The organism is Wohlfahrtiimonas chitiniclastica (assembly GCF_002252325.1).
GTDB classification, from domain to species: Bacteria; Pseudomonadota; Gammaproteobacteria; order Cardiobacteriales; family Wohlfahrtiimonadaceae; genus Wohlfahrtiimonas; species Wohlfahrtiimonas chitiniclastica.
On sequence record NZ_NEFL01000001.1, the window covers coordinates 669,891 to 681,637 of the forward strand.

At 45.7% G+C, this 11,747-nt stretch carries 10 protein-coding genes and 2 tRNA genes; 10 read left to right on the top strand and 2 right to left on the bottom strand.

Annotation, left to right across the window (positions count from 1 at the left end):
- The first annotated feature begins 24 nt into the window (after positions 1-24).
- From aceF to pgsA, 6 genes are all read left to right on the top strand, one after another.
- Positions 25-1,332, top strand: coding sequence for a dihydrolipoyllysine-residue acetyltransferase (aceF, locus tag B9T10_RS03120; RefSeq protein WP_094537771.1), 1,308 nt, complete (start codon positions 25-27; stop codon positions 1,330-1,332).
- Positions 1,333-1,341: 9 nt separating this feature from the next.
- Positions 1,342-3,390 carry a dihydrolipoyl dehydrogenase gene (gene lpdA / locus B9T10_RS03125; protein WP_094537772.1) on the top strand — a complete coding sequence of 683 codons (2,049 nt, stop codon included), beginning with the start codon at positions 1,342-1,344 and terminating at the stop codon, positions 3,388-3,390.
- Positions 3,391-3,565: 175 nt separating this feature from the next.
- Positions 3,566-5,215 (top strand): glutamine--tRNA ligase/YqeY domain fusion protein, encoded by a 1,650-nt coding sequence (locus B9T10_RS03130; RefSeq protein ID WP_094491282.1) that lies wholly within the window; start codon positions 3,566-3,568, stop codon positions 5,213-5,215.
- Positions 5,216-5,218: 3 nt separating this feature from the next.
- On the top strand, positions 5,219-5,947 hold the full coding sequence (locus tag B9T10_RS03135; protein ID WP_008315014.1) for an ABC transporter permease: 729 nt from the start codon (positions 5,219-5,221) through the stop codon (positions 5,945-5,947).
- Entirely contained in the window at positions 5,940-6,638 is a 699-nt protein-coding gene (locus tag B9T10_RS03140; protein ID WP_008315016.1) for an ABC transporter permease, read from the top strand. Before B9T10_RS03135 ends, B9T10_RS03140 begins: the two co-directional genes overlap by 8 nt.
- A 42-nt stretch (positions 6,639-6,680) precedes the next feature.
- Positions 6,681-7,274 (top strand): CDP-diacylglycerol--glycerol-3-phosphate 3-phosphatidyltransferase, encoded by a 594-nt coding sequence (gene pgsA / locus B9T10_RS03145; RefSeq protein ID WP_008315018.1) that lies wholly within the window; start codon positions 6,681-6,683, stop codon positions 7,272-7,274.
- Here pgsA and B9T10_RS03150 read toward each other — a convergent pair.
- Together B9T10_RS03150 and B9T10_RS03155 are read right to left on the bottom strand one after the other, a co-directional pair.
- A complete protein-coding gene (locus B9T10_RS03150; RefSeq protein ID WP_094537773.1) occupies positions 7,271-8,779 on the bottom strand; it encodes a cysteine desulfurase family protein in 1,509 nt (502 codons plus the stop codon). The genes pgsA and B9T10_RS03150 overlap by 4 nt on opposite strands.
- Positions 8,772-9,533 (bottom strand): HesA/MoeB/ThiF family protein, encoded by a 762-nt coding sequence (locus B9T10_RS03155; RefSeq protein WP_094537774.1) that lies wholly within the window; start codon positions 9,531-9,533, stop codon positions 8,772-8,774. The genes B9T10_RS03150 and B9T10_RS03155 overlap by 8 nt, the downstream gene beginning before the upstream one ends.
- A gap of 107 nt (positions 9,534-9,640) precedes the next feature.
- On the opposite strand from B9T10_RS03155, the gene ttcA reads away from it, so the two are divergent.
- The 4 genes from ttcA (at position 9,641) to B9T10_RS03175 (ending at position 11,716) form a co-directional block, all read left to right on the top strand.
- On the top strand, positions 9,641-10,474 hold the full coding sequence (gene ttcA / locus B9T10_RS03160) for a tRNA 2-thiocytidine(32) synthetase TtcA (protein ID WP_008315023.1): 834 nt from the start codon (positions 9,641-9,643) through the stop codon (positions 10,472-10,474).
- A 28-nt stretch (positions 10,475-10,502) separates the two neighbouring features.
- Positions 10,503-11,468, top strand: a complete 966-nt coding sequence (locus B9T10_RS03165; RefSeq protein WP_008315025.1) for an NAD(P)H-quinone oxidoreductase — start codon at positions 10,503-10,505, stop codon at positions 11,466-11,468.
- A gap of 86 nt (positions 11,469-11,554) precedes the next feature.
- Positions 11,555-11,631: transfer RNA gene (locus B9T10_RS03170), tRNA-Val, on the top strand.
- 8 nt (positions 11,632-11,639) lie between these two features.
- A tRNA-Ile gene (locus tag B9T10_RS03175) sits at positions 11,640-11,716 on the top strand.
- Positions 11,717-11,747 lie beyond the last annotated feature (31 nt).

The following is an 11,747-nucleotide window of genomic DNA, read 5'->3' on the forward strand; positions in this document are numbered from 1 at the left end:
TGAATAAAGAAAGGATAAAAGATTATGGCATTGACAGATATTAAACTGCCTGACATCGGAAACTTTGATGAAGTGGATGTGATTGACATTGCTGTAGCGGTCGGTGATACCGTCGCTAAGGATGACTCTTTGATGACCCTTGAGTCAGACAAAGCCTCCATGGATGTGCCTGCCGAAATGGCAGGTGTGATCAAAGAAATTTTGGTTAAAGTCGGCGATAAAGTAAAAGAAGGCGATTTGGTCTTTCGCATCGAAGCCTCTGAAGCTGCAGCACCGGCTGCACCTAAAGAAGCACCTAAAGCAGCTGAAAAGCCTGCAGATGCCCCTAAAGTTGAAGCGCCAAAAGCAGCACCTACACCAGCACCTGCTCAGCCTGTGCCAGCTGCCAATATAGCCAATCAAGCGGCATTGGATTTTTCAGGGGCACACGCTTCCCCATCTGTACGCGCATTTGCCCGTGAATTAGGCGCTGACCTCAATCAAGTGAAAGGTTCTGGCCCTAAATTACGCATCATGCGTGAAGACGTTGTGGCTTATGTCAAAGGCATGATGACAGGCGCTGGCAGCGTCGGCGCAGTGGGCACCACCAATGGTGGCGGCTTAAGCTTATTGCCTTGGCCAAAAGTGGATTTTGCCAAATTTGGTGAGATCACTCGTGAGCCAATGTCCCGCATTAAGAAAATCTCTGGGGCAAACTTAGCGCGCAACTGGGCGATGATTCCTCATGTGACTCAATTTGATGAAAGTGATGTCACTGAGCTTGAAGCATTCCGTAAGCAGCTCAATAAAGAGAATGAGAAATCTGGTAAAAAAGTGACCATGCTCGCGTTTTTAGTTAAAGCGTGTGTACATGCACTGAAAAAATTCCCAGAGTTCAACAGCTCATTAGATGGCGATGATTTGATCCTCAAAAATTACTACCACATCGGCTTTGCGGCAGATACGCCCAATGGTCTTGTGGTGCCTGTGATTCGTGATTGTGATCAAAAAAGTGTATTGGAAATTGCTGCAGAAATGGGCGAGCTTGCCAAATTAGCGCGTGAAGGCAAATTAAAGCCCGATCAAATGCAAGGCGGCTGCTTTACCATCTCCTCATTAGGTGGCATTGGCGGCACAGCCTTTACGCCGATCATCAATGCCCCTGAAGTTGCGATTTTAGGCGTGTCTCGCACAGACATGAAACCTGTGTGGAATGGTTCAAGCTTTGAGCCGCGCTTAATGTTGCCACTGTCATTGTCCTACGATCACCGTGTGATTGATGGCGCAGCCGGTGCACGCTTCATTGTGCATTTGAATCAGTGTTTAACTGATATGCGTCGCATTTTAGTGTAAGGAGAATTCATGGCGATTGAAATAAAAATTCCCAACATTGGTAATTTTGACGCCGTTGATGTCATTGACGTTCTTGTGAACGTCGGTGACGTTGTCAGCGTTGATCAAAACCTTTTGACCTTAGAGTCTGATAAAGCCTCGATGGATGTGCCTTCGGATCAAGCCGGTAAAATCACTGAAATCCTCGTGAAAGTGGGCGATCAAGTCAAAGAAGGTGACACCATTGCAATGATTGAGCCGGCCTCTTCTGAAGATGCACCAAAAGCTCAAGACACTGCAGCATCTGCCGCACCTGAAGCTGCACCAAGCACTTCAACAAATGTGATTGACATCATCATTCCTAACATCGGTAACTTTGAAGCTGTCGATGTGATTGATGTGGCCATTAACGTAGGGGATGCCATTCACAAAGATCAAAACTTAGTGACGTTAGAGTCTGATAAAGCCTCGATGGATGTGCCTTCTGAAATTGATGGCACCATCACAGAAGTGTTGATCAAAGTCGGTGATCAAGTTAAAGAAGGCGTGGTGATTGCCAGAGCTCAAGTGGGCGCTGCGCCAACAACAGCACAAGCGGCACCGAAAGCTGAACCTAAGGCCGAAACCATCGTTGAACCTGCCGCAGCAACGGCAGCCCCAAGCAATGTAGATTGCGATGTGGTGGTCATTGGTGCAGGTCCTGGCGGTTATTCTGCAGCCTTTAGAGCGGCAGATCTTGGCTTGAAAGTGGCATTGATCGAACGTTATTCCACCCTTGGCGGCGTGTGTTTGAACGTGGGTTGTATCCCATCAAAAGCGCTCTTACATGTGGTTAAAGCAAAAGAAGAGGCAGAAAAGCATTTAAAACATGCCGGCATCTACTTTGATGCACCGCGCATTGAATTGGATGAAATTCGCAATTACAAATCCTCTGTGGTGAGTAAATTAACGGGCGGCTTAGCAGCGATGGCAAAAATGCGTAAAGTGGACGTGATTCAAGGCGTGGCAACGTTTAAAGATGATCACCATTTAACCATTCAATTGAGTGAAGGCGGCGAGCGCACTTTATCTTTTGATAAAGCGATCATTGCCGCAGGTTCACGCGCCATTCATTTACCATTTATGCCAGAAGATCCACGCATCATTGATTCAACCGGTGCTTTAGAGCTTCGCGAAATCCCTAAACGCATGTTGGTGATTGGCGGCGGCATCATTGGTTTAGAGATGGCAACGGTTTACTCTAACCTTGGCGCGAATGTGGAAATCGTTGAATTTACTGAAGGCTTCATTCCAGGGGCGGATCGTGATTTAACGAAGATCTTTGAAAAATATAACAAAGATCGTTTCACGAAAACCATGTTCAAAACCAAAGTGGTGGGCGCAGAAGCATTACCAGAAGGCATTAAAGTGAGCTTTGAAGGTGACAATGCCCCAAGCGAACCACAAGTGTATGACTATGTGCTCGTCGCCATTGGCCGTGCACCGAATGGTTTGACGCTCAATGCTGAAAATGCTGGCGTGAATGTGACAGACCGCGGCTTTATTAATGTTGATAAGCAAATGCGCACCAATGTTGGCAATATTTTTGCCATCGGTGACATTGTCGGTCAGCCAATGCTTGCCCATAAAGCGGTGCATGAAGCCCATGTGGCTGCTGAAGTGTGCGCCGGTCACAAGCGCTTCTTTGACATCAAACAAATCCCATCTGTGGCATACACAGACCCTGAAATTTCATGGGCGGGCTTGACGGAAACGGAAGCAAAAGCACAAGGCATTGCGTATGAAAAAGCTGTCTTCCCATGGAGTGCAAGCGGTAAAGCGTTGGCCAGCTCACGCGAAGAAGGCATGACGAAGCTCATCTTTGATCCTGAAAGCAAAACCATTTTAGGGGGTGCTGTTGTGGGGATCAATGCCGGTGACTTAATTGGTGAAATTGCCTTAGCGGTTGAAATGTGTGCAGATGTGACAGACATCGCCCACACCATTCACCCACATCCGACTTTAATTGAGTCTGTGGGCATGGCGGCAGAAGTGGCGGAAGGTGCCTGTACCGATCTTCCCCCTGCTAAGAAAAAATAGATCATTCATCTTGATTCAATGAGCAGCCTTCGGGCTGCTTTTTTATGCGGGTCATTTAGGCAATCGATGTTAAGTATCAGATCCCATTGAAGATATGATTCGGCACTCGTCAAAAGGCTTTGATCATGCTAGAATTCCGTAGTTTATCGATAAGTTTTATCTACAAAGGGATACCATGTCAGAAGAAGTGATTCGTACCAACTTTATTCGTCAAATTATTGACAATGACTTAAGTACAGGTAAGTACAAAAGCCCATCAGATGTCCACACTCGCTTCCCACCCGAACCGAATGGTTATCTGCACATTGGGCACGCTAAGTCCATCTGCTTAAACTTTGGTATCGCAAGAGATTATCAGGGCAAATGTAACTTACGCTTTGACGATACGAATCCATGCAAAGAAGAACAAGAATTCGTTTCTGCCATCAAAGCTGACGTTGAGTGGTTAGGTTTTGAGTGGAATGAAGAGTGCTATGCCTCTGACTATTTCCAACGTTTTTATGAATGCGCTGTGTTGTTGATCAAAAAAGGCTTAGCGTATGTTGATGATTCCACCGCAGAAGAGATCCGTGCGATGCGTGGCTCTTTAACAGAAGCCGGTCAAAACTCCCCATATCGTGCGCGCTCAATTGAAGAGAACTTAGCACTGTTTGAACGCATGAAAAATGGCGAATTTGGCGATGGTGAAAAAATCCTGCGTGCAAAAATCGACATGGCATCCCCAAACATGAACTTACGTGATCCTGCCCTTTATCGCATTCGTCACGTTGAACACCATCAAACGGGGAATGAATGGTGCATTTACCCAATGTATGACTTTGCGCATGCCTTAGGTGATGCATTTGAAGGCATCACACATTCCATTTGTACCTTAGAATTTGAAGATCACCGCCCATTGTATGATTGGTGCGTTGAGCATTGCGGCATTGAACAAAAACCGCATCAATATGAATTCTCTCGCTTAAGCTTACAATACGCCATCACCTCTAAGCGTAAATTAACGCAATTGGTGACCTCTGGCACAGTCACAGGTTGGGATGATCCACGCATGCCCACCATTTCAGGCTTGCGCCGCCGTGGTTGCCCACCTGAAGCGTTGCATTTATTCTGTGAACGCATTGGCGTGACAAAATCAGAAAACTCCATCGAAATGGAGCAATTTGATCAATGCATGCGCGATGTGTTAGATGATAAAGCGTCTCGCCGCATGGCAGTGCTTGATCCAATTTTAGTGACCCTCACAAACTTTGATGAGCGCGTTGAATTAGAATTGCCAAATCATCCAAAAAATGAAGATGCTGGCAAACGCATTGTACCCTTTGCAAAAGCACTCTACATTGATCGCAATGACTTTGTATTAAGCACAGAAGATAAAAAATTCAAGCGCTTAATCTTAGGCAATTACGTGCGTTTACGCGGTGCTTACATCATCAAAGCAACGGATTATAAAGCGGACAATGATGGCAACATCACAGAAGTGATTGCAGAAATCGTGCCTGATACTTTAGGCAAAAATGCAGAAGGCATCAAAGCAAAAGGCGTGATTCACTGGGTTGCGGCAAAAGATGCCGTGGATGCACAAGTCAATTGCTATGAGCGTTTATTCACTGTGCCTCATCCTGATCGTGAAGAGGGTGAAATTTTTGACTACGTCAATCCTGATTCCCTCATCATCAAACAGGCGAAAGTGGAACCTGCTTTGCTAGATGCCCCTGCTGAAGTGGCGTATCAATTTGAGCGTGAAGGTTACTTCGCCCGTGATCGCAAAGAAGATGGCTTAGTCTTCAATCGTGTTGTAACTTTAAAAGACAGCTTCGGAAAGTAACCCATGTCATTTTTTAATGCAGTTGCAGAGCAGTTCGATTTAGTGCTGCTCTATAAAAACATATTGTGGGATGGCTTTATGCTCACAATTGAACTGGGGTTATGCTCGTTGATGGTGGCCATTGTTTTGGGCACCTTCGCGGCGTTAGGCTCTTTTAGTGAATCTAGATTTGTGCGCGGCACGGTGACCGCGTACACCACCATCATTCGCGGCATTCCAGACATTGTGCTCATCTTTTTGTTCTACTACGGGATGCAAACCCTGCTGAACAAAACCATGGAGGCCATGGGGCTTGAGATCTATCACATCAATCCATTTGTGGCAGGTGTCATCACCATTGGCTTTATGTTTGGCGCCTTTATGGCGGAAAGTTTCCGCGGGGCTTTATTAGCCGTGCCTAAGGGTCAAAAAGAGTCTGCCCTTGCCCTTGGCATGTCCCCTGCCCGTGTATATTTTAAAATTGTGATTCCCCAGGCGATGCGCTTTGCACTTCCTGGCTTGAATAACAACTGGCTCGTTTTATTAAAAGCCACCGCATTGGTCTCTTTAATCAACTTGCAAGACTTTTTGGCGATTGCGGTCAAAAGTGGACAATCGACTCGCGCGCCCTTCACCTTTTTGATCACTGTTGCCATTGGTTATTTACTGTTAACGACAGTGTCCATCATTGTGGTGAAATGGTTAGAAAAACGCTTCTCAAAAGGCGTCGTACGAGGAGCATTTTATGAATAATTTATGGGCCGAATACACGCCACTCTTTGCCAATGGCGTATGGGTGACATTGCAGCTCACCTTCATTTCTTCCTTTATTGGTTTAGCCTTTGCCTTGCCGTTAGCCTTTGCAGCTTTATCAAGAAACCCGCTCTTTTCTGCGCCCGTTTCGGCGTTTAGCTACTTCTTTCGTGGCACGCCGCTCTTGGTGCAAATTTACCTACTCTATTATGGTTTAGGGCAATTTTCCGCTGAATTGCGCCAAATCCCTTGGCTTTGGAACATTGTGAAGCAGCCGTATTGGTGTGCGATCATCGCCTTTAGCTTAAACACATGTGCTTACACCATAGAGATTTTTAAAGGTTCATTTAGAAACACCGCCAAAGGTGAGATTGAAGCGGCCATTGCCATGGGCATGAGCCAATGGCAAATCTTTTACCGCATCATTTTCCCATCGGGCTTTCGCCGTGCGCTGCCTGCTTATAGTAATGAAGTGATCTTCATGCTCCATGGTACCGCTCAAGTCTTTGTGATCGCACTTGTGAACTTAGACATTTTAGGGGTTGCCCGCAAAATGCAGCGCGCCACCTTTTATGACTTTACACCGTATTTAATCGCCGCCTGTTTGTACTTATTGATCACCTTCTTACTCGTCTTCATTTTCAAAAAATGCGAGAAAAGATGGCTCTCCTATTTACAAACTGCCCATTAGCGCGATAATACAGTCATTGATAAACCACCAAAGGACACTGACATGATGAATCTTCCAAATTTATTGACACTTTTTAGAATTTTTGTCATTCCGGTGTTGGTGTTGGTCTACTTTTTGAAGATTGACACCATGGTTTACCATGTGCCATTGAAGAATATTTTGCTCTGCTCGCTCTTTGCGCTTGCGGGCATTACCGATTATTTTGATGGCTACTTGGCGAGAAAACTCAAAGTTTCCTCCCCTTTTGGTGCGTTTTTAGATCCTGTGGCAGATAAATTGGTGGTGGCTGTGGCTTTAGTGATCATCGCTGTGAGTCAGCCACACTCTGCCATCATCACCTTATGTACGATCGTCATCATTTGCCGTGAAATTACCATCAGCGCACTGCGTGAATGGATGGCATCTTTAGGGCGCCGCAATTCTGTGGCAGTCTCATGGATTGGCAAATGGAAAACCACCTTTCAAATGGGTGCGATCGGCTGCTTATTGTTTGAATCTGACTTCATTGGCTTACCGATCTTTCTCATTGGCGAGATTGGTTTGATCATCGCATCGGCATTAACGCTCTACTCGATGATCGATTACCTATTGCTCGCCTATCACAGTGAGAAAAAGCACCAAAACGAAAACCGTTAAGCGCTTAAACTTTGTCCGCTCTCGCGGATGAATGTTTCAATGACCATCACCAAACGCAACTCATTTTGAGGGGCGTTTTTTGTTTCCATCACATCTGTCATTCTAAAGTTTTCCCATGCACTCACATCATTGCCACGCAAATGGGCCGCCGCTTCATTCATGAACCATAAAATAAATGGCGTGGCTTGTAATTTAATGGATAGATGCGTCACCTTTGAACCATCATGCTTTAAGTCTAACCCGATCACCACATCATTGCGATCTAAATCAAAAGAATGCGTAGGGGTAAAATCCTGCGGGTGCAGAAGTTTTAGATGAATGTCACTGCCCTTTTGATGCACCACAGGCAACACAGTCGCACAGCGCTCGCCCCTAGCAATGTGCTGAAGCTGGGCAATGGCTGTACCAAGATCATTGAGCGCACGCTGAAAATCAAAGGCCAAAAGATAACGACCTAAACTGATGCGCACACTTTCTCGGGCATGCTTTGTGTCATAACCTAGCTCTGTGAGGACATGTGATGGCAAGGTTTCATCGCTATTGCATGCCGACCCCCTCGAAAAACAGAGCTGAGACACTGCCGCCATCAACGTTTCCCCATAAATATTCGGCACATGTAAATTGATGATGGCTGGCGTTAATTTCGCTTCCTTGCCATTACGCGTCACGCCATACGGCGCAAGATGATCAAGCAATGCCGCTAAGCGCTGCTCACTGTGTTGATGTTCTGTGGCATAATGACCCGGCAATAACTGCACCGCGCGCGCTAATCCCATGATTTGATGATTCGCCAACGTACCCACATGATGCCCAAGCTCTGTTTTTGCGCCATCGATCACCGCCACCATCGGAATTTTAGGAAAATCCCGCTGATACAATACGCCAATACCTTTTGGCCCATAAATCTTATGGGCTGTAAAGCTTGCCAAATCCACCCAAGAAAAATCCGGTTTAAAGTGCGGCATCGCTTGCGTGGCATCTACATGCAATAACACTTTATGACGGCGCGCCACTTCGCTAAAGCCCTCAATGTCATAAATCTCGCCCGTTTCATTGTTCACCCATAAAGATGTGATGATGGCAGTTTCCTCATGAATGGCCGCTTCCACCATCTCTTTGGTGATTTGTCCAGCTTCATTTGGGGCGAGAAATGTCGCTTGATAGCCCTCTTTCACCAACGCTTGCACCGTGTTTAACGTGGCTTTGTGCTCCGTTGTGATGGCAATGATGTGCTTTTTACGCTGCGCACGCATCACACCTTTTAATGCCAGGTTAATGGACTCTGTGGCGCCACTGGTTAAGGTTAAGGTGCTTTGTTCAACATTGAGAAATTTTGCCACCACAGACAAAGCCTCATCAATATGACGATGGGCAGCATGACCTAAAATGTGCTCACTGCTTGCATTGCCCCAGATTTGAGACAATCCTAAGGTCATCTGTTCAACCACCTCAGGTGCGGGCGGTGTTGTTGCCGCATAATCTAAATAGATAATTTTTTTATTCATACTTTTCCTCGTTCGATGAACAGATGGGACAGGTGGGATTTTTGCTGAATTTGAAGGTTTGCCATTCACACGTTGCCCCATTGTAAACACGCAAACGATTGATCATCACAGGCATCCCCACAAGAATCTTTAAAGCCTCTTGCGCTTGCATCGCGCCAATGATCTGTAAAATGGGGGCAAATACCCCAAGGAGTGCACAATTGCCATCATCGCTGTGGGCACCGTCAAATAGGCAGTGATAACAACCACTTTCGGGCGATCTAAAATCATACACCGCCAATTGCCCTTCCATGCGCACTGCAGAACCTGAGATGAGTGGAATGCGATAATGATGCGCAATGCGATTGTTCGCTTGGCGAATGGTGAAATTGTCCGTGCAATCGATGATCATGTCCACATCTTTAGCGAGCGTCATTAACAGTGCATCATCCGCCTTTTGTGCGATGGCATCTATCCGCACTTCAGGGTTCAGTGCCTGCATGTGCGCTTTTAATGCATGAGCTTTTGAATGGTTTAAATCTGCTGTTGTGAAATGAATTTGGCGCTGCAAATTTGAAAGGTCCACCACATCGTGATCCACAATGGTCAAATGCCCAACGCCCGCCGCCACTAATAACGGAATCACCGCATTGCCTAAGCCACCACAACCGATCACTAATATTTTTGCAGACTTGATGGCAAGTTGCCCCTCTAAATCAATTTCAGACAACAGGATGTGGCGCGAATAGCGCAGCAATTCATGATCAGTTAGCATCGATAGGAATATTCAGCAAAAGAAAGATCCATTATAATCTTATGACCCAAAAAATGGTAGAATGCTTCATTTATTGGCTTTTAATCCTTTGTTGTTTTAGGTAGATCATGACTCAATCAGTTCCGGTTTCACAGAAAAAATTAGAAAAACGTTTACGCCGCTTAGTGGGCACCGCCATTATGGATTATCAGATGATCGAAGATGGCGATCGCATCATGGTGTGCTTATCTGGGGGCAAGGACTCGTATGCGATGCTTGATCTCCTCTTAAAACTTAAAGAGAAAGCACCTGTGAATTTTGAAGTCTTTGCGGTGAATTTAGATCAAAAGCAGCCGGGCTTTCCTGATCATGTATTGCCAGAGTATTTAAGTGCCCTTGGCGTGCCCTTTGACATCATCACGCAAGATACTTATTCAGTGGTTAAAGAGTTGGTGCCAGAAGGCAAAACCACATGTAGCCTCTGCTCACGCCTTCGTCGTGGGATTTTATACCGTTATGCCAAAGAAAATGGCTTTAATAAAATTGCCCTTGGCCATCACCGTGATGACATTGTGGAAACTTTGTTCATGAACATGTTCTTTGGCTCGACACTTAAAGCGATGCCACCAAAATTACAAAGCGATGATGGGGACAACATCCTCATTCGTCCATTGGCGTATTGTGCGGAAAGTGATTTACAGAAATATGCAGACATCAAAGAATTCCCTATCATTCCGTGCAATTTATGTGGCTCACAAGATGGTTTACAAAGACAAACCACCAAAATGATGCTACAAGAGTGGGAGGAGAAATATCCCGGACGCATTGAGAACATTTTCCGCGCCATTAAAAATGTGCGCCCTTCTCAACTTGCTGACACAGAGCTCTTTGACTTTGTGAACTTCACCGTCAAAGAGGATCAAAAGACCGAAAACGCCACCCCGAATTGGTTGGCATCATAATGACACAATAACCCTAAGGAGACAGCCCATGAAAGCAATGGTGATTACAGAATTTGGTGACTCTTCAGTCCTTAAAATCGAATCGCGCCCCATCCCCGATGTCAAAGCCGATGAAGTGTTGATTAAAGTGAAAGCTGCCGGCATTAACCGTTTAGATGTCAGTCAGCGCAAGGGCAATTATCCTGTTCCTGAAGGCATCATTGCAGACATTTTGGGCTTAGAAGTCTCTGGCATCATTGAAGCGGTGGGCAGCAATGTCACCGATTGGCAAGTGGGCGATGCTGTGTTTACCTTATTGACAGGTGGCGGCTATGCTGAATATGTCACAGCGCCAAGCGTGATGTGCATCCGTAAACCAGATAATCTCTCTTTCATTGAGGCGGCCTCTTTACCAGAAACGTTATACACCGTGTGGAGCAATGTGTTTGACCGCGGACAACTTAAAGCCGGTGAAACCTTTATGGTACACGGCGGCACCAGCGGCATTGGCATCACCGCCATTCAATTGGCGCGTTTATTTGGTGCCAAAGATGTCTTCACAACTGTGGGCAGTGATGCTAAAAAAGCCTTTTGTGAATCTTTAGGTGCAAAAGCTGTGAATTATAAAACGGAAGATTTTGAAGCTGTCTTCAATCATGTGGATGTGATGCTTGACATCATTGGCGGTGATTACTTTAATAAAAACCTCAATGTGCTCAATGTTGAAGGACGTTTGGTCTACATCAATGCCATGAAGGGCTTTAAGGTTGAATGTAATTTACTCAAAATCATGGGTAAACGTTTAACTTTAACGGGCAGTCAATTGCGTGCCCGCGACATTCCTTTTAAATCAGCGATCACCGAGGCATTAAAAGAAAAAGTGATGCCACTGGTGGCAAACGGTGAATTTAAACCCGTCATTCATGCCGTTTTCCCATTAGAAGAAGCCGGAAAAGCCCATGATTTAATGGAATCGAGCGAGCATATTGGCAAAATTATGCTAGAGATTCAATGAACTAACAGATATGGCTAATTAATGTGCGATTTAAAAGCTTGCTACTTTGAAAAGTAACCGATATAATCACACCCCTATTTACTCATAGGCATATAGCTCAGTTGGTTAGAGCACCACCTTGACATGGTGGGGGTCGATGGTTCGAATCCATTTATGCCTACCATATCTCTTGGGCCTTTAGCTCAGTTGGTTAGAGCGCTCGACTCATAATCGAGTGGTCGTTGGTTCAAGTCCAACAAGGCCCACCATCTTGAGTCGCCCTGACAATACATGCTGCAA